General features: G+C 73.8%; 11 protein-coding genes. 8 read left to right on the forward strand and 3 right to left on the reverse strand.

Annotated features, from left to right (window positions below; genetic code table 11):
- The first annotated feature begins 277 nt into the window (after positions 1-277).
- The 4 genes from A4V12_RS08645 to A4V12_RS08660 all read left to right on the forward strand — a co-directional run bounded on the left by A4V12_RS08645 (position 278) and on the right by A4V12_RS08660 (position 3,546).
- Positions 278-988 (forward strand): TetR/AcrR family transcriptional regulator, encoded by a 711-nt coding sequence (locus A4V12_RS08645; RefSeq protein ID WP_107415366.1) that lies wholly within the window; start codon positions 278-280, stop codon positions 986-988.
- Positions 989-1,031: 43 nt separating this feature from the next.
- Complete coding sequence (locus A4V12_RS08650; protein WP_064068659.1) at positions 1,032-2,201, forward strand: MAB_1171c family putative transporter; 1,170 nt, start codon at positions 1,032-1,034, stop codon at positions 2,199-2,201.
- Between the two features lie 350 nt (positions 2,202-2,551).
- Entirely contained in the window at positions 2,552-2,992 is a 441-nt protein-coding gene (locus A4V12_RS08655; protein ID WP_064068660.1) for a helix-turn-helix domain-containing protein, read from the forward strand.
- Positions 2,989-3,546: a hypothetical protein gene (locus A4V12_RS08660; protein WP_064068661.1), complete on the forward strand. Its 558-nt coding sequence runs from the start codon at positions 2,989-2,991 to the stop codon at positions 3,544-3,546. The genes A4V12_RS08655 and A4V12_RS08660 overlap by 4 nt, the downstream gene beginning before the upstream one ends.
- Here A4V12_RS08660 and A4V12_RS08665 read toward each other — a convergent pair.
- Both A4V12_RS08665 and A4V12_RS08670 read right to left on the reverse strand, forming a co-directional pair.
- Positions 3,539-7,174, reverse strand: coding sequence for an aminotransferase class I/II-fold pyridoxal phosphate-dependent enzyme (locus tag A4V12_RS08665; RefSeq protein WP_064068821.1), 3,636 nt, complete (start codon positions 7,172-7,174; stop codon positions 3,539-3,541). The two genes, A4V12_RS08660 and A4V12_RS08665, sit on opposite strands and share 8 nt — an antisense overlap.
- 62 nt (positions 7,175-7,236) lie before the next feature.
- Positions 7,237-8,187 (reverse strand): NAD-dependent epimerase/dehydratase family protein, encoded by a 951-nt coding sequence (locus tag A4V12_RS08670; protein WP_064068662.1) that lies wholly within the window; start codon positions 8,185-8,187, stop codon positions 7,237-7,239.
- A 358-nt stretch (positions 8,188-8,545) separates the two neighbouring features.
- Here A4V12_RS08670 and A4V12_RS08675 point away from each other — a divergent pair, with 358 nt between their 5' ends.
- From A4V12_RS08675 to A4V12_RS08685, 3 genes are read left to right on the forward strand one after another with little or no spacing between them, the layout of a single operon-like run.
- Positions 8,546-9,349, forward strand: a complete 804-nt coding sequence (locus A4V12_RS08675; RefSeq protein WP_064068663.1) for an ABC transporter ATP-binding protein — start codon at positions 8,546-8,548, stop codon at positions 9,347-9,349.
- Between the two features lie 56 nt (positions 9,350-9,405).
- On the forward strand, positions 9,406-10,407 hold the full coding sequence (locus A4V12_RS08680) for an ABC transporter substrate-binding protein (protein ID WP_064068664.1): 1,002 nt from the start codon (positions 9,406-9,408) through the stop codon (positions 10,405-10,407).
- Positions 10,407-12,482, forward strand: coding sequence for an iron ABC transporter permease (locus tag A4V12_RS08685; RefSeq protein WP_064068665.1), 2,076 nt, complete (start codon positions 10,407-10,409; stop codon positions 12,480-12,482). The genes A4V12_RS08680 and A4V12_RS08685 overlap by 1 nt, the downstream gene beginning before the upstream one ends.
- Before the next feature lie 91 nt (positions 12,483-12,573).
- Here A4V12_RS08685 and A4V12_RS08690 read toward each other — a convergent pair whose 3' ends face one another.
- On the reverse strand, positions 12,574-14,097 hold the full coding sequence (locus A4V12_RS08690) for an MFS transporter (protein WP_064068666.1): 1,524 nt from the start codon (positions 14,095-14,097) through the stop codon (positions 12,574-12,576).
- A gap of 190 nt (positions 14,098-14,287) precedes the next feature.
- Here A4V12_RS08690 and A4V12_RS08695 point away from each other — a divergent pair, with 190 nt between their 5' ends.
- Complete coding sequence (locus A4V12_RS08695; RefSeq protein ID WP_064068667.1) at positions 14,288-16,099, forward strand: IucA/IucC family protein; 1,812 nt, start codon at positions 14,288-14,290, stop codon at positions 16,097-16,099.

Genomic DNA, 16,099 nt, shown 5'->3' on the forward strand with positions numbered 1-16,099 from the left:
CTCACGCGACGACGGGAGCGAACGGGGCACACGCGACGCCCCCGTGCCGGTGGCCCGACCGCCGCCCGGCACGGGGGCGTCGGCCACGTCGGCCACGTCGGCGGCTGCTGTGGGGCCCCCCACCCGTGCGCCGCACCCGCGACGCGGACCACCCCACGGCCCCGGGCCTCCGCCGCCTTCCGGGTGGTCCCGCGCCGTGGCCGGATCACAGCGCATGGTCACGGCGACCGACCGGCTGAACTCCTGTACGGGAGTAGCTGACAGGTACGGTTTGGCCATGGACGCATCCGGAATCGGCTCCGCCGACGAGAACATCAAGTCCACCGCGCGCGACCTGCTGGTGAAAGCGGGCGCCGCCGGGCTCACGCTGGAGGCCGTCGCCCGCGAGAGCGGCGTGCCCGTCGCCGGCGTGGAGGCCGTCTTCCCGCACCGGGACGCCCTGTTGACCGCTCTGGTGATCGACGCCTACGACGCGTCCGGCGCCGCGATGGAGCAGGCCGACCGCACGGCCGCGGAGGCCGGCGCCACGGCGGGCGCCCGGCTCCTCGCGGCCACCCGCGCGCTGCGGCGGTGGTCCTTCGACAACACGGCCGAGTTCACACTGATCTACGGCTCCCCCATCCCCGGCTATCACGCCCCGCAGGACACGGTGCCCCCCGCGTCCCGTACGCCCGCCGTGCTGGCCGGGATCGTCCGCTCGGCGCTGGAGGCCGGTGAACTGACCCCGCCGCGGCGGGCCGTGGCCGGGCCGCCGCTGCTCCTGCCCGAGGCGGTGGAGCTGTTCGGAGGCGTACCGGAGGCTCCGTTCTCGGACATCATCGAGCGGGGCATCGTGCTGTGGAGCAACCTGATCGGGCTGCTGGTGTTCCAGGTCTTCAGCCGCACCCACGACAGCGTCCGGGACGAGTCCGCGTTCTTCGACTACGCCATCGCCGTGGCGGCCGAGAGCATCGGGCTCGAGGTACCCGCGGGCGAGACCACCGACTGAACCGTCCGCCGCGCGTACGCGTCACCCGCAGGGAACCAGGCCGTTGAACACCATCAGAACCCTCTGCTTCGTCATCGCGGCGCTCTCGTCGTACTCCGCGCTGGTCTACCGGCTGTGCCAGGTGCGGCGCAGCTGGCGGGACAGCGCCTACCGCACCCTCGTCGTCACCCTGCTGTTGCAGTGCCTCACCTTCACGATGGGGGCCGTCGCCATGGGCGGTGGCAGCTTCCTCGGCGTCGGCAACCTCGCCATCCTGGTGATGCACCTGGCGGCCGTGGCCTTCTGCGTCAGCGCGCAGATCATCCTGTTGCGCTGGGCGACCACCGGCGAGGAGGCGGCGCGCAAGTCCCGCAACTGGCTGGTCACCGGGATCGTCCTCGACGTGGTGCTGGTGGCGCTGTTCCTCGTCGCGGACGGCCCGGACCGGCCCGCCTCGGACTTCGACACGGGCAGCGGCCGGCCGCTGATCCTCACGTACCTCCTGCTGTTCATCGTCTCGCAGGCGGTTCCGTGCGTCACGATCTTCCGCCAGTGCGGACCGTACGCGCGGATGACCGACAACGCCTCGCTCCGTCAGGCCCTGCGGCTGCTCAAGGTCGCCGCGGTGGTCCTGTTCCTCTACTGCGCTGCGCGGACGGTCAACATCCTCACCGCCGCGTCCGGGGTGGACATCGGGGTGTGGAAGGTCGCCGCGTCGGTGTTCAGCGCGGCGGGCATCGTGCTGCTCTCCCTCAGCCTCACCATGTCCTCCTGGTGGGCCTCGGTCGCCGGTGTGGCGGGCTGGGCGCGCCGGTACCGCGCGTACCGGGCCCTCTATCCGCTCTGGCGCGACCTGTACGAGTCTTCTCCCGACATCGTCCTGGAGCCGCCCGGCGCCGCGTCGGTCGCCGACCTCGACTACCGCCTGCACCGGCGGGTGGTGGAGATACGGGACGGCTGGCGGGACCTGCGCCCGTACATCGACCGCACGGCCGGTGCCGCCACGGGGGCGGGCGAGGGGGCGGAGGAGGGCACGCCCGAGGAGTCCCGGCAGGCGTTCACCGAGGCGGCGCAGATCCGGCAGGCGCTGAGCGCCAAGCGGGCCGGCACGATCCCGGCCGACAACGCGGACGCCGGCGACTTCGAGGACCGCGACACGGACAACTTCACCGCGGAGGTCGCCTGGCTGACCAAGGTCGCCGCCGCCTACAGCAAGCTGGACAAGGCGGGTTGAGGTCCCGGAGGCCGGCCGCCGCCCGGCCCTGCGGCTCCCGCGGTCACCACCCGCCCGGTCCGGCTTTCCCCCGTCGGACCGGGCGGGACATCCCCCCGTTTCCCACTGCGGTCTGGCGGGCCGGGCGGGTGTTCCCCGCCCGGCCCCACGGCCCGACCCATCCCCCGAGGACCGGACCGGCCGAGGTGACCGGCAGCGAACTCGGCCACCCCCGTGAACCAAGTTAGCTGCCAGCTATCGGCGAGCTCCAACGTTGTCTGAGACGCGCCCAATTGTCAACTGTCCGCTAATCTGGGAAAGTGACGGTTAGCCAAGGGCTATGCCTAGGAGGTGACGGGAGGGAGATCGCGATGACCGGGACTGATGACCGGCCCGTGCTGGCGGTGCGTCTGGACGACCTCTTCAAGACGGTGCGCCCCAAGGGCAGGCACTGGACCAACGCCGAGGTGGCGGAGGAGCTGAAGCGGGCCAATCCCGACCTCAGGGTCGGGGGTGTGTACCTGTCGCAGCTGCGGACCGGCAAGCGCTCCAACCCCTCCCCCGACCTGCTGGCCGCCCTGGCGCGCTTCTTCGGGGTGTCGGTCGCCTACTTCTTCGACGACGACGTCGCCGAGTCGGTCCTGAGCCAGGTCGCCGCCATCGAGGCGCTGCGGCAGGCGGGGGTCCGCTCGGTGGCGATGCGGGCCGCCGGGATGAAGAAGGAGAACCTCCAGGCGATCACGGCCATCATGGACCAGTACCGGCAGATGCAGGGGCTCCCGCCCGTCACCGACCCCGCGGACCACGAATGAGGAGCGGCAGGAGGGGCCGGCCGGCCGACCAGGACCGCCGCAGCCGGCTCAAGAGGCTCCGGAAGGCCGGCGCGCAGCGGATCGCCGATCTCGACCTGCCGCGCGTGGCCGACGTGGCCGAGCTCTGCCGCCATCTCAGCGAGGTCCGGGGCCGCCCGATCACCCTGGTCCCGATGCAGATGCCGGCGTCGCACCCGTGCGGGATGTGGGTCGCCGCCCGCGACGAGGACCTCATCTTCTACGACGCCAACACCACCAGCGCGCATCAGGAGCACATCATCTTGCACGAGCTGGGTCACATCATCTGCTGTCATCGCGGCGCGGGTTGGCTGGACGAGGCGAGTGCCCGCCTCCTCTTCCCGGACCTCGACCCCGATCTCGTGCGCGACATGCTCCTGCGCGCCACCTACGACGACGTCCAGGAGCAGGAGGCGGAGATCATCGCCTACCTGCTATCCCAGCGGGTCGGCGGCACCGAGGGGCGGCAGGGCGAGGCCCCGGCGGGGCCGGGCGAGAACGCCACGCTCAGCCGCATAGAACGCACCCTCATCTGACGTGGCCGGCCTCCCGCGCGGTGTACGCGACCTCCTCGGCGAGGACGGACACGGTACGCCGGATGTCGTCCTCACGGTGGTCGGCGGTGACGAAGAACCGCAGCCGGGCCAGCCCCTCCTCGACGGCGGGGTGCAGGATCGGGTCGGCGACGACGCCGCGCCGGAACAGCCGGTCCGCGACGTGCAGGGTCCGGGCGGAGTCGCCGAGGAGGCACGGCACGATGGGCGTGCCGGCGCTGGCGCCGGTCGCGAGCCCCGCGGAGGCCGCCAGACCGAGGAACAGCTCCGCGTTGCGCCGCAGGGCCCGCACCCGGTGCGGTTCGGCGACGATCAGCTCCGTGGCGGCCAGCGCGGCGGCCGCGTTGGGCGGTGTCAGGCCCACGCTGTACACGAAGCCGGGCAAGGTGTGCCGCAGCCACCGCACGGTCCGCGCCGAGCCGCCCAGGTACCCGCCGCAGCTGGCGAAGGCCTTGGAGAGGGTGCCCATCCACAGGTCGACGTCGGACCGGTCGACGCCGAAGTGCTCGCCCACGCCCCGGCCGCTCTCCCCCACCGTGCCGATGCTGTGGGCCTCGTCGACCATCAGCAGAGCGCCGTAACGCTTCTTCAGCTCGATCACGGCCGGCAGGTCGACCAGGTCGCCGTCCATGCTGTACGCGCCCTCGACGGCGATCAGGACCCGCCGGAACCGGGAGCGGTTGAGCCGGAGCAACTGCTCCAGCCGGCCGGTGTCGTTGTGGGCGAACGGGCGCCTGGCCGCGCCGGACAGGGCGCAGCCCTGGAGGATGCTGTCGTGCGCCAGCGCGTCGTGGAGCACCAGGTCGTCGGGGCCGACGAGGTGGCCGATCGCGGTGACGTTGGTGGCGTGGCCGCTGACCAGCACCAGGCAGTCCTCGACGCCGAGGAAGCCGGCGAGTGCCCGTTCCAGCCGTACGGTGAGGTCCCGCTCGCCGGACAGGGGCCGGCTCGCCGAGACGGAGGTCCCGTACCGCTCCACCGCGAGGCGGGCGGCCTCGTTGACGGCCGGATGGCCGGACAGCCCCAGGTAGTTGTAACTGCCGAACGACAGGTACGAGCGGTCGCCGATCACCGTCGTGTCGCGGATGGTGCCCTGGTGGACGCGGAAGTACGGATAGGACGCGCCGCCCGCGGTGACCGCGTGCAGGCGCTCCTCGAACTGCCGCACCTCGGGGAAGTCCTCGACGCGTCCGGTCGCGGCGGGCGGCTGCGGACCTTGATCGGGGCCGGGCTCCGGCTCCGTTGCCGGGCGGGGCTCCGGGGCGGGGGTCGGGTCGATGGCCCGGGCGGGGGCAGGGCCGGCCGTGGCCCACGGCTCCTCGCGGTGCGGATCGACCAGGTGGATCAGCCGTCCGATGGTGAGCCCCGGCGCGTACATCTCCTCGGTGCGGAAGCCGGGTACGCGCCTGGCGATGCCGGCCTCCAGGTCGTGCAGCATCAGGGAGTCGAAGCCGAGGTCGTCGACCAGGGCCATCCGCTCGTCGAGGTCGGCGAGGGGGAAGACGCCGATCCGCGACACCTCCGCCAGCACGACGGACGCGCCGGAGGGGCCGCCGGTCCGCGCCGCGGGCCGGTCCTCCGCGCGGCGCTGCGCCGGCAGCGGCACGGACGGCGCGGGCAGCTGCGCGGGCGGGGGCGCCTGCGCGGACGGAGGTACGTGCGCGGGCGGGGACAGGGCGGTGAGCGGGGGCGTCGTGGGGTCCTCCTCCGTCGCCTCGCGGGCCGACTCGTTCACCACCCAGTGGTGGCGTGGGGCGAGCGGGCTCGGCGGCAGGGTGCACGGGGGGAAACGTTCCGGCGCGGGGCGGGGCACCTGGACGGTGACCGCGCGGTGTGCGAGGCGGGTCAGCGCGGCGGTGCGCGCCGCCACCCCGCCGGACGCCACCCCGCCGGACGCCACTTCACCGGACGCCACTTCACCGGACGTCGCTTCACCGGTCGTCGTCTCGTCGGGCAGTACCTCGCCGGACGTCACTCCGCCGGACTTCGCCGTGCCGGTCACCCGTCCCGGTCCCAGCTCCCCGGTGCGGCCGGCCTCCACCTCCCCGGCCGCCGCGATCAGCCGGGCCACGGCGTCGGGGGTGTCCTCCGCGACCACCGCGAGGCGCTCGGCCAGGGCGGTGCGGCGGGCCAGGGTGTCCGCCACCCGGGCCAGGGGCGGCCGGTCGGCGGCGAGGGTCTCCGCCACCTCCCGGGCGTACCGGGCCAGCCCGGCGCGGTCGCGGGCGCTCAGGAGCAGGAGGTGCGGTCCCGGGTCCGCCGCCGGGGGCGGGGCCGGCGCCGTGACGCACTCCTCCACCACGAGGTGGACCCCGGTGCCGCCGAAGCCGAAGGCACTCACCCCGGCGCGGCGCGGGGTGCCGGAGCCCGGCCAGGGGGCCGGCTCGGTCGGCACGGTCAGCCGTGCGGCCTCCAGGACGGAGCGGTCCGCCAGGTCGAAGTCGGGCTGCGGCGGGACGACTCCCCGGTGCACGGCCAGGACCGTCTTGATGAGGCCGGCGATGCCCGCGGCGTTGAGCGAGTGCCCGACCACCGCCTTGACCGCTCCGAGGAGGGCGGGCGCGGCGTCCGCCTCGCAGCGCAGGTCGCGCAGGACCCCGGTCTCGACCGGGTCGCCGACCGTGGTCCCGGTGCCGTGCGCCTCCAGGTAGCCCACCGCTCCGGGGCTCAGGCCGGCGTCCCGGTAGGCGCGGCGCAGGGCGCGCAGCTGGCCGGCGGCCTGGGGGTGCATTCCGCCGTGCACGGTGCCGTCGTTGGCGGTCCCCACGCCCCGGATCACGGCGTACACCCGGTCGCCGGCCGCCAGGGCGTCGGGCAGGGGCCGCAGGACCAGGACCCCGGCGCCCTCGCCGAGGACGAACCCGTCGGCCTCCGCGCCGAACGGCAGGCATCTGCCGCTGCGCGAGATGGCGCCGATGCGGCACAGTCCCACCAGCAGGTCGGGGGTGAGCTGGAGCTGGGCCCCGCCGGCGAGGGCGATCCGGCACCGGCCCGCGCGCAGCGCGAACACGGCGTTGGCCACGGCCATCAGGCCGCCGGAGCACGCCGAGTCCAGCGCGTAGCTCTCGCCGTGCAGGTCGAAGACCGAACTGATGGTGTTGGGGCCCATGTTGAGCAGCAGCCCGGCCGCGGACGACCCGTGCAGTCCGCCGACGGCCCGGGCCGACTCGCGCCACCGGGGGTCGGCCACCCGGGCGCCGAACTCGCCGCCGGCCAGCTGGCGCATCCGGATCTGCAGGGTGCTGATCTCGCGGTAGCCGCTCTCGGTGAGCGAGGTGATCACCGAGGTCTCCTCGCGGTCGAAGCCCCCGGCCTCCCAGCCCGCGTCCTGGATCGCCTCGCGGGCGAGGTCGATGAGCAGCCGGCCCTGGGGGTCCATCGCGGCGGCCCGGCGGGGCGGGATGTTGTAGTGCGCGGCGTCGAAGTGCCCCACGTCCGGCAGGAGCGCCATCGTGTCCGTGTAGACCGAGGACGGGTCGCGGAAGTCGTCGCCGAGGAAGGCGGCGCTGCGCCACCGCGAGCCGGGGACTGCGGAGAACTGGGCGCGCGGGGACATCAGCAGGCGCCAGTACTGGTTCAGGTCGCGCGCCCCGGGGAAGCGGCAGGCCATCCCCACGATCGCGATGTCGTCGTGCCGCGCCTCCCGGGGGCCCCGCGGGGCCTCGCCGGCGGTCACCGCCGCGACCCGGTGGTCGCCTGCCGTTCGCGCCACCAGTCGACCGTGGCGGCGACCTGTTCGTCGACCGGGGTGGCCCGTACGGCGAAGGCGGCCTCGTAGGCGCCGGAGTCGACGACGAAGGGACGGTCGAACTGGTAGCGCACCTCCTTGAGTTCGCGGACGAGCGGGGAGAGGAGCGCGGCGATGCCCAGGACGGCCGGCGGCATCGCGCGGACCGGGACCGGTGCCGTTCCCGCGCGGGCCGCCAGGAGGTCGACCATGGCGCGGGTGGAGAGGGCGGGCGCCGTCGGGACGTGCCAGGCGCGGCCCCAGGCCCGTTCGTCGCCCGCGACCTCGGCCAGTGCCGCGGCCACGTCGGGGAGGTAGGTCCAGCTGTGCGGGGCGTCCGGGTCGCCGAGGGCGGTGACCGGCCTGCCGCGCAGCAGCCGGGGCATGACCCGGGCCGCCAGGTGGCCGCCGTCGGTGACGCCGGGCCCGAAGAAGTCGGAGGCCCGTACCTCGACCGCCCGGAGGCGGCCCTGTTCGTGCCGGGTCCGGGCCTGCTCCCACAGGGAGGCGCGGAGGCGCCCCTTCGGGCCGGTCGCCGCGAGAGGCAGGTCCTCGGTCAGCGGGCGGTCCACCGGGCCGTAGCCGTAGAGGTTGCTCAGCATGACGAGGACGGCGCCGGTCGCCTCGGCCGCCTCGAAGGCCGACGAGGCCAGCGGTGGCCAGTCGCTCACCCAGCGGTGGTAGGGCGGGGCGGCACAGCAGTGGAGGGCGGTGGCGCCCTCGGCGGCGGCGGTGAGTCCGGCGCTGTCCGTGGCGTCCAGCGCCAGGTGCTCGATCCCCGGTTCGGGGCTGCGGCCCGACCGGGTGATGACGCGTACGGAGTGGCCCTGTGCTGCCAGCAGCCGCGCGGTGGCCGCACCGGCGGGCCCGAAACCTATGACGACATGAAGGTTCACCCCCGCACAGTAACCCGGGGGCGAGAGGCGCCCGTCGGGGACCCGCCGTCCGGCCGCCGCAGCCGGCCGGCGCCAACGGGGGCCGCGGCAGGGCGACTTCAGGCCACTCGTCCGGCGCGCGGGTTGGCGGACGCGGCCGGTGGCGGTGGTGTCGGCGACGTCTCGGCGAGGGGGCCTTTACACCGAACTGGCTTGTGACGAAAGTGGCTTGAGTGTGCGTGGAGGGGGCGCGGGGTGGTGCGACAGATCTCGACATGGTCACAAGCCGCACGATCACGGTCACACCCCTAAGGTGTGCCTTACCTAAGTTGTATGGTGGCGCCGTCGGACCGGCAGCGGGGGAAGGAAAGTGGTGTGCATGGGCGACGTCCGCCTGGTGGCGAAGGACCTCGAGGTGGGGCACGGCGGCCGCCCGGTGCTGAAGCAGGTGGACCTCTCCCTCCGGGCCGGTGCGATCACCGTGCTGGTCGGCCCCAACGGCTGCGGGAAATCGACCCTGTTGCGCACGGTGGCCGGCCTTCTGCCACCGCTCGCCGGTGAGGTGCGCATCGACGACGCCCCCCTCGCCTCGTTCGCCCGCCGCTCGCTGTCCCAGCGGCTGGCGTTCCTGCCCCAGACCTCGCAGGCACCGGCCGGGGTGACGGTCCGTGAGCTGGTACGGCACGGCCGCTACGCCCACCGCGGGGCGCTCGCCCGGCACACCGGCGAGGACACCGAGGCGATCGACTGGGCGCTCGACGTCACGGACGCGGCCCCCCTCGTCGAGCGGCGCCTCGACGAGCTGTCCGGCGGTGAACGCCAGCGCGCCTGGCTCGCCATGGTGCTGGCGCAGCGCGCCGGGGTCCTCCTGCTCGACGAGCCCACCACGTACCTCGACATGCGCCACCAGTTCGAAGTACTCGACGTCGTGCGGCGCCTGGCCCTGGAGCACGACATCGCCGTCGGCGTGGTCCTGCACGACCTGATGCAGGCGGCGGCCTACGCCGACGACGTCGTGGTGGTCGCCGACGGCGGGATCGCCGCCGCCGGCTCGGCCGACGACGTCCTCACGCCGGACGTCATCGAGCGGGCCTTCGGGCTGCGCGTGAACGTCGTCCGCGATCCCGCCACCGGCCATCTCGCCTGCTTCCCCCAGCGGTCCCAGGCTCCCGCCGCGTCCTGAACCCGAGGGCCCTCGGCGGTCCGCCCGCATCACCAGCACACAAGGAGAGATTCACCATGCAGAAAATGCTGCGCGCCCTCGCGACGGGCGGTACCGCCGTGGCCCTGCTGCTGACGGCCACCGGCTGCGGGTCGGGCACGGTCGAGGAGAGTACGGACGGCGGCGGGAAGGGCGGCGCCGACAAGCCGGCGAAGGGCGCGATCACCGTCGACACCGCGCAGGGCAAGGTCAGCCTGGACAAGCCCGCGACCAAGGTCGTCGCGCTGGAGTGGACGTACACCGAGGAACTGGTCGCGCTCGGCGTGACCCCGGCCGGCAACGCCGACAACAAGGGCTACGGCACCTGGATCACCGCCAAGGGCGCCGCCCTGTCGGGCAAGGTGACCGACGTGGGCGACCGCAACGAGCCCAGCCTGGAGAAGATCCGCGCCCTCCAGCCCGACCTCATCGTGATCGACAACGACCGGTCGAAGGCCAACCTCAAGCAGCTGCGGGCCATCGCGCCGGTGCTGTCGTTCACGTACACCACCAAGCCGCAGCTCGAGACGATGAAGAAGAACTTCGGCGAGCTGGCGAAGGCGGTCGGTAAGGAGGACAAGGCCGCCGAGGTGACGCGGCAGATCGACGCCAAGGCCGCCGACCTCAAGGGCCGGCTGGACAAGGCGGGCAAGGGTGGCCTGAAGTACGCCCTCGCGCAGGGCTTCACCGCCAACGGCGCGGCCTCGATCCGGATGCTCACCGACGACGCCATCGCCCCGCAGGTGCTGAACCTCGCCGGGCTGAAGAACGGCTGGAAGGGCCAGTCCGACGCCTGGGGCATGACGACCGTCGGCGTCGAGGGTCTGACCAAGGTCGAGAAGGACGCGACGTTCCTGTACGTCGCCGCCGCCAACGACAACCCGTTCACCGGGGACCTCGCCGGCAACGCGGTCTGGAAGGGCCTGGAGTTCGTCAAGAAGGACAAGGCCCTGCCGCTCGACCCGGGCACCTGGCTCTTCGGCGGTCCGCTGTCGGCGATGCACATCCTCGACGAGACCGGCAAGGCTCTGAAGGTCTGATGGCCCCGGAAGGACTGACGACGGCCGCACCCGCCGCCCGTCTGCCCGGCCGCCGCCCACGGGCCCTGCTCGTGGGCGGCGGCCTGTCCCTCGCCCTGTGCCTGGTCGGCGTCGTCCACCTCGGGCTCGGCGTGTCCGGCGTGGGCATCGGCGACATCGCCGACCTGATCCTCGGCCACGGCGACGCCCGCACCCGGGACGTACTGCTCGGCAGCCGCCTGCCGCGCACGCTGACCGGCCTGGTCGTCGGCGTCGCGCTGGGTGTCTCCGGCGTGCTGGTGCAGGGCGCGACCCGCAACCCGCTGGCGGCCCCCGACACCCTGGGCGTCAACGCCGGGGCGTACTTCGCCGTGGTGCTGGTGGCGTTCACCGGCATCAGCCTCGGCCCGATCCCGGCGGGCGGCGCGGCGTTCCTCGGCGGGCTCGTCGCGGTCGCCGTGGTGTACCTGCTCAGCAGCGGCGGTGTGATGACGCCCGGGCGGGTGCTCCTCGCCGGGGCGACGGTCGCGCTCGCGGGCACCGCGGGGGCCGAGTTCCTCCAGATGCTCGACGTGCAGGCCACCCGGGGGCTGTTCTTCTGGGGCAACGGCACCCTGATGCAGACCTCCCTGGAGCGGCCCCTGACGCTCGGCGCGGTCGTCGTCGCCGGCGCGCTGCTCGCCCCGTTCCTGGCCCGCCCGCTGGACCTGCTGGCGCTCGGCGACGAGACGGCCGAGGCCATGGGCGTACGGGTGGAACGCGTCCGCCCGGCCGCCTTCCTGGTCGCCGTCCTGCTGTCGGCGGCGGCCGTGTCGCTCGCCGGGCCGATCGGCTTCGTCGGGCTGATCGCCCCCGTGATCGTCCGGCAGCTGGGCGTCCGCCGGCACGCCACGATGATCCCGCTGGCGGCGCTGCTGGCCTCGGCGCTCGTGCTGGGTGCCGACGCGGCGGCGCAGCTGATCGTGACGCCGTCCGCCACGCAGCCCGCCGAGATCCCGGTCGGTGTGGTGACGGCGCTGATCGGCGGCCCGGTGTTCATGGCACTGGCCCGCCGGGTGAGCACCGGTGACGCCGACACGGGCGCCGCGGTGGTGGTGTCCGACCGGAGGCGGGCGCCCGCGTACGCCGTCGCGCTCGGCGGTGGGCTGGTGGCGCTGGCCGTCGCCGTCGCGGTCTCACTGCGCGTCGGGGACGTCGAGATCACCTGGAGTCAGCTCGGCGCGGCGCTGTTCGGTTCCGCCGAGCAGATCACCGAAGCGGTGGTGGACTACCGGCTGCCCCGCATCCTGGTGGCCGCGCTGGCCGGGGCGTGCCTGGCGGTGGCGGGGGCAGCGGTGCAGGCGGTCGTCCGCAACCCGCTGGCCGAGCCGGGGCTCGTGGGCGTGACCGGCGGGGCGTCGCTCGGCGCGATCGCGGTCATCGTCGCCGTGCCGTCGGCCCCGCTGGTGGCCCTGCCGGCGGCGGCGGGGATCGGCGGCGTCGCGATGCTCGCGCTCGTGGTGCTGGTCGCCCGGGGGAGCGCCAAGGACGGGCGGGCCGGGCTGGACCCGACCCGGGTGGTGCTGGTGGGCCTGGGGGCCGCCGCCACCTCGATGGCCCTGGTCAACATCATGGTGGTCAGCGTCCAGATGAACATCTCCTCCGCGCTGGGCTGGCTGGCGGGCAGTACGTACGCCCGGGACTTCTCGGCCCTGGGCTGGCTCGCGCTGCCCGCCCTGGTCGCGGTGGTCCTGGTGGTCGCGGCGCGGCCGGTGAACCTGCTCTCGCTCGGTGACGAACTGCCGCGCGCCCTCGGGCTGGAGCTGGGCCGCGCCCGGCTGCTGGTCCTCGGCGCGGGCGCGGTGCTGGCGGCGGGTACGGCGGCGGCGGTGGGAGCGGTGGGGTTCGTCGGGCTGGTGGCTCCGCATCTGGCCCGGCGGATCGTCGGCAACAACACGGCCCGGATGGTGCCGATGGCCGCCGTCCTCGGGGCGGTGCTGGTGGTGTCCTCGGACGCCCTGGGCCGCTGGCTGCTGGCGCCGACCGAGATCCCGGTCGGCATCGTCACGGCGCTGGTCGGCGCCCCGTACCTGGTGTGGCTGCTGCGCCGGCTGTGACGGGAGGTCCGGCACCACAGGTCCGGCGCCGCGGACCGGCGGCTCCGGCCCGGCGGCTCGGGTGCCGCGGACCCGGTGCGGCGGCCCCGGCTCAGGAGGTCTGCGCGACGCGGGTCCGGGAGCGCCGGGGGGTCTTCCCGGCGGCCCCGGGCCCGCCCCTGAGCGTCCGCGCGGCCAGCACGCCCAGCAGGCAGACGAGCGCGGACGCCAGGCACACGGTGGTGAAGGCACCGGAGAAGGCCGTGCGGGCGAGCGGCTGGAGCGCGGGGTCGAGCAGTTCGAGCCGCCCGGTCTCGACGGCCTCGCGCACCGGCGCGGTGATGCCGGGGCCCGTGCCGAGCCCGTCGCTCAGCCGGGCGGAGAAGACCGCGCCGAAGACGGCGACGCCGGTCGCCGTGCCGAGCGGATAGCAGGCGTTGGTCAGCCCGGAGGCCATTCCCGCCCGGTCGGCGGGCGCCGCGCCGACGGCGATGCCCATGAGGGGCGGGAAGATGACGGCCCCTCCGATGCCGAGGAGCACCAGCGCGAGGACGGTGACGGCGCGGCCGGTGCCTCCGGCCACCGTTCCCGCGACGGCCAGTCCGGTCAGTCCGAGCCCCTGGGCCGCGAAGCCGGCGGCGACCAGCAGGTCGGGCGGGAAGACCCGTTGCAGGCGCGCCACGAAGAGTCCGGCCACCAGCAGGCTGCCGGTGAGCGGCAGGAGGTGCAGCCCGACCTCGAGCGGCGAGTACGCGTGGGTGCTCTGGAGCCACAGGGTGACGAAGGCGAGTACGCCCAGGCTGGTCAGCCGGGCCAGGAAGCCCAGCACGGCGGCGCCGGAGAACGCCCGCACGCGCAGCAGGGTCATGTCGAGCAGGCCGTCGCCGCGCCGCTGGCTGGCCACCAGCGCGGCGGCGAGGAGGACGCCGACGGCCGCCGAGACGAGCACCTCCGGTGCCGCCCAGCCGGACTCGGGTCCCGTGACCAGCGGGTAGTGCAGCGCCAGGAGGGCTCCGACGCCGAGCCCCGCGCCGGTCAGGTCCAGGCGGCGCCGGTCGCCGCGCGGGGCCAGGGACTCGGGCATGCGGGTGAGCGCCCCGGCCACCACGAGGATGCCGATGGGGACGTTCACCAGGAAGATCCAGCGCCATCCGAGGACCTGGACGAACAGGCCCCCGACGATGGGGCCGAGGGCGCCGGCCGCGGAGGCGATGGCGGCGAAGGCGGCTATCGCGGCCTGGCGGCGGGCGCCTTCGTACACGGCGGCCAGCAGGGCGAGGGTGGGGGCGAACACCATGGCGCCGCCGAGTCCCTGGGCGGCGCGGGCGGCGATGAGGGTGCCGGCGTCCGGTGCCAGGCCGCAGGCGGCCGACGCGAGGGTGAACAGCGCCATGCCGGCGGTGAAGACGGTGCGGCGCCCCACGCGGTCGGAGAGGGCGCCCGCCGTGAGGAGCAGCGCGCCGAACGCCAGCGAGTAGGCCGACACGGTCCACTGCACCCTGCCGAGTCCCGCGTCGACGTCCCGGGCGATGTCGGACAGGGCGACGTTCACCACGGTCACGTCCAGGGTCATCATCACGCCACCGGCGCTGACCAGGGCGAAGGTCCAGCGCGGGGTACGACGGCGGGAAGGCACCGCTGATCACCTCCGTGAGATGGGGGGTTCGGCCAATCGCGCACAGGGAACTGACGTTGCGTCAGGTGTCAACTGGGGCCCTGTGGCCGAAAGTTGACCTTGCCCATTAGGTAAGCCTAACCTAATCTAACTCCGCTTGGACGTCCAGGCGTTCGAGCGCAATGATCCGGACAGACATCGGAGCCGCCTGATGCCCACCCCCGCCGACCATCCCGTGCCCGCGCTGCCCGACGTGGCCCCCGCAGCATGGCGGGAGGCCAACCGACGACTTCTCGCCAAAGCGATAGGCGAGTGGTGCTTCGAGGACATGCTCAAGGCGGTGGAAACCGGTGACGGCGGTTACCGCATCGACCTTGACAGCGGCACCACCTACGCGTTCACGGCCGCGCCGGGCGCGTTCGGCTGGCTGCGCGTCGACCCGGCGTCGATCACCCGCACCGCCACCAGCATGCTGGGCAACAGCATCGCCCAACCGGCTTGGGACGCGCAGGAGTTCCTGATCGAGGCCGCGTCGACCATCGGCAGCGACCCGTCGACCGTCGCCACGTACTTCACCGAACTGTCCGCCACCCTCGCCGTCGACGCAGCCCGGATCACCCACGGCGGCGAGACGGTGGCCGAGATGCGCGCCCTGGACCACACCGAGCTGGAGTGCCGCATGACCGGGCACAACCTCCTCGTGGCCAACAAGGGACGCATCGGCTTCTCCGCCACCGACGTGCGCCGTTACGCCCCCGAGTCCGCGCAGTCCCTGAAACTCCGCTGGGTGGCCGTCCACCGCGGGCTGGCCGAGTTCCGCGGCACCTCGGAGCTGTCCGAAAAGAACATCCTCGCGGCGGAGCTGGACGACGAGACCCGGGCCCGGTTCACCGCCGTCCTCCAGGAGGCGGGCGTCGATCCCGAGGGCTACGTCTGGATGCCGGTGCACCCCTGGCAGTGGGACCACGCCGTGCAGATCCTGCACGCCGCCGACGTGGCGCAGCGCCGCATCGTCCCGCTGGGCGAGAGCCCGGACGCGTATCTGCCCGGACAGTCCATCCGGACCATGGCCAACGTCACCACGCCCGAGCGGTTCGACGTCAAACTCCCCCTGAAGATCCTCAACACCCTCGTCTGGCGCGGCATCCCGCCGCACTGCACGATGGGCGCGCCCGTCGTCACCCAGTGGCTGCGCGGCCTCGTGGAGCGCGACGCATTCCTGACCGAGGAGTGCCGCACCGTCTTCCTCGGCGAGGTCGCCTCGGTGACCGTCCGCCATCCCTACCTCACGCGGCTCGACGACGCGCCCTACCAGCACCTCGAAACGCTCGGCTGCATCTGGCGGGACTCGGTGTCGGCGCGCCGGGACCCCGGCGAGCGGGTGCGGACCTTCGCCTCGCTGCTGCACGTCGACCACACGGGCGACGCGTTCGTCGCCGAACTCGTCCGTGCCTCGGGGCTCGACCCGCAGGAGTGGCTGCGGCGCCTCTTCGACACCCTGCTCGTGCCGATCATGCACGTGCTGTACCGGTACGGCGTCACCTTCAACCCGCACGGGCAGAACACGCTCATCGGGTACGACGAGAACGACGTCCCCGCCCGCCTGTACCTGAAGGACTTCGTGGACGACGTGTGCGTGTCGTTCACCGACGTGCCCGAGCGCGGCCCGGAGCCGGACGGGCACGACCACGTGCTCCCCCGCAAACACCCCTCGATCATCAAGCAGCACGTCGTCGACCAGGTCTTCGTGGGCCACTTCCGCTACCTCGCGCCGCTCTGCGCCGACCAGCTCGGCGTACCGGAGAAGACGTTCTGGCGCCTGGTGCGGCAGACGATCCTCGACTTCCAGCGGCGGTTCCCCGAGCTGTCCGAGCGGTTCGCCGAGTACGACCTGCTCACCCCGGAGATCCCCCGCTACGGCCTCAACCGCGACCGGATCGTGGTGACCCGGTACACCGACCGCGCACTGCGCCACGCGCTCCACCCGAACGGCACGCACCCCAACCCGCTGGCCGAGCACTGA

Source organism: Streptomyces noursei (genome assembly GCF_001646665.1).
Classification (GTDB): domain Bacteria; phylum Actinomycetota; class Actinomycetes; order Streptomycetales; family Streptomycetaceae; genus Streptomyces; species Streptomyces lavendulocolor.

Excerpts from the sequence above, each read along its gene's own strand:
- A4V12_RS08655 (WP_064068660.1), top strand. The coding sequence starts at position 2,552 with ATGACCGGGACTGATGACCGGCCCGTGCTGGCGGTGCGTCTGGACGAC.
- A4V12_RS08695 (WP_064068667.1), top strand. The coding sequence starts at position 14,288 with ATGCCCACCCCCGCCGACCATCCCGTGCCCGCGCTGCCCGACGTGGCC.
- A4V12_RS08660 (WP_064068661.1), top strand. The coding sequence starts at position 2,989 with ATGAGGAGCGGCAGGAGGGGCCGGCCGGCCGACCAGGACCGCCGCAGC.
- A4V12_RS08645 (WP_107415366.1), top strand. The coding sequence starts at position 278 with ATGGACGCATCCGGAATCGGCTCCGCCGACGAGAACATCAAGTCCACC.
- A4V12_RS08680 (WP_064068664.1), top strand. The coding sequence starts at position 9,406 with ATGCAGAAAATGCTGCGCGCCCTCGCGACGGGCGGTACCGCCGTGGCC.
- A4V12_RS08665 (WP_064068821.1), bottom strand. The coding sequence starts at position 7,174 with ATGGCCTGCCGCTTCCCCGGGGCGCGCGACCTGAACCAGTACTGGCGC.
- A4V12_RS08675 (WP_064068663.1), top strand. The coding sequence starts at position 8,546 with ATGGGCGACGTCCGCCTGGTGGCGAAGGACCTCGAGGTGGGGCACGGC.
- A4V12_RS08685 (WP_064068665.1), top strand. The coding sequence starts at position 10,407 with ATGGCCCCGGAAGGACTGACGACGGCCGCACCCGCCGCCCGTCTGCCC.